At 67.8% G+C, this 1250-nt stretch carries 1 protein-coding gene; it reads left to right on the top strand.

All coding sequences use genetic code 11. From position 1 onward, the window contains the following. Window positions 1-11: 11 nt before the first annotated feature. Window positions 12-1250, top strand: a 1239-nt coding sequence (locus tag KDH83_RS30700) for a hemagglutinin repeat-containing protein (protein ID WP_212322820.1), incomplete at its 3' end; no start/stop codon positions are given.

Genomic DNA, 1250 nt, shown 5'->3' with positions numbered 1-1250 from the left:
AACAGAAGGCCGTGTCCGACCAGGTCCTGGCCGCCACCGGCCAGCGCTTCCTGGAGCAATACAGCGACAACGACACGCAGTACAAGGCCCTGCTCGCGGCTGGCGCCAAGTTCGCGCAGGACAAGGGCATCAAGCTTGGCGTTGCGCTGACCGAGGCGCAGCAGCGCCAGCTGACCAGCGATCTTGTCTGGTTGGTCGAACAGAGCGTGACCCTGCCCGACGGCACCACCGAAACCGTGCTGGTGCCGCAGGTCTATCTGTTGGTGCGCGAAGGCGACCTGAAGGGCGACGGCACGCTGCTGGCTGGCCGCAGCGTCCATCTCGCCGTCGACGGCAATGCCACTAACAGCGGCACCATCGGCGCACGCGAGGCCACGGTCATCACCGCCGGCAACATCGTCAACCAGGCCGGCGGCATCATCCAGGGCGGCAGTGTCAACCTGGCCGCGCGCGAGGACCTGACCAACCTGGTGTCGCTCATCAAGGGCGACAAGGTGGCCCTGAGCGCCGGGCGAGACATCGCGCTGACGTCGACCTCGGCGTCGGAGAACAACGGCAACACCTGGGGCTCGCACCTGACCGGCGTGGCGCGCGTGGATGCCGGCAGCCTCTCCATGCAGGCCGGCCGCGACCTGATGCTGACCGCCGCGCAGGTGGCCGCCCGGGACGATGCGCGCCTGCAAGCCGGGCGCGACATCGATTTCGGCACGCTGACCCAGAGCCACGGCGAGCGCATCGTGCGCAACCCTCGCAACCGTTACGAACTGCGCAGCAGCGAGGAGATCGGCGCCCTGGTCGCGGCGGGCGGCAACCTGACGCTGGTTGCCGGCCAGGACGTCAACGCGCGCGCAGCGGATGTCACCGCCGGCAAGCAGCTGGTGGTGGGCTCCGGACGCGACGTGAATGTGACGGCCGGCGAGCGAGGGCAGTACTCGTATCTGGAGACTTACGAGAAGCGGCGCGGGTTCCTGTCGTCCACGACCACGCACACCATCAGCGCATCCGACCAGACGCGGGCGCAGGCCTCGACCTTCACGGGCGACTCGACGGTCGTGATGGCCGGACGCGACGCCAATGTCACAGGCTCGAACGTGGGCGCACAGAAGGACCTGGTCCTTTCCGCTGGCCGAGACGTGAACATTCTGTCTGGCGAGAACACGTCGCAGGACTATGACTACAAGAGGGTCAAGAAGTCCGGCCTGGGCGCGATGGGCGGCCTGAGTATCGGCACGCGCAGGCAGACCGACTCC

Source organism: Achromobacter sp. Marseille-Q0513, assembly GCF_018195695.1.
GTDB lineage: Bacteria > Pseudomonadota > Gammaproteobacteria > Burkholderiales > Burkholderiaceae_B > Achromobacter.
The sequence above is the reverse complement of the archived record's forward strand: the minus strand, read 5'-3'. Positions and strand labels throughout refer to the sequence as shown.